Annotated in this window: 1 protein-coding gene; it reads left to right on the top strand. The window is 74.5% G+C overall.

All coding sequences use genetic code 11. The features are described 5' to 3' along the window. Nucleotides 1-83: 83 nt before the first annotated feature. The coding region (locus FOE67_RS28260) for a Na+/H+ antiporter subunit E (protein ID WP_323385663.1) at nucleotides 84-467 on the top strand (384 nt) is incomplete at its 3' end.

Below are 467 nucleotides of genomic sequence, written 5' to 3'. Positions count from 1 at the left end.
CCCCCGGGACCCCCGAGCGGACGCCCCCGGGTGCCGGAGCCGGCCGTGACACCGGCGGCACCGGCACCCCGACCCCGCGCCGGATCGTCCTGCGGATCCGTCGCGTGGTCTCCTTCGTGTGGCTGTTCGCGCTGCGTTTCGTGCAGTCCAACCTGGTGATCACGGTGGAGATCCTGACCCCGCGGGACCGCACCTCCCCCGGCATCGTCGAGTTGCCGCTGCGCTGCCGCAGTCGGGCGGAGATCGCGACCTTCTCGAGCCTGATCAACCTCACCCCCGGCACCCTCACCCTGGAGGTCCGCCGGGACCCGCCGGCCCTGTGGGTGCACGGCACCCACACCCATTCGGCGGAGGAGTTCCGCCACGACCTGTGGGACCTGGAGACCCGGATGCTGACCGCCTGGCGCCCCGTGGACGAGACGATCCCGCCCGTCCCCCCGAGCCCCCGGGGGGACGGGGGCGCGGGC

Source organism: Streptomyces calidiresistens (assembly GCF_014141525.1).
Lineage (GTDB): Bacteria > Actinomycetota > Actinomycetes > Streptomycetales > Streptomycetaceae > Streptomyces > Streptomyces calidiresistens.
This window is presented reverse-complemented; position numbering and strand designations above follow the sequence as displayed.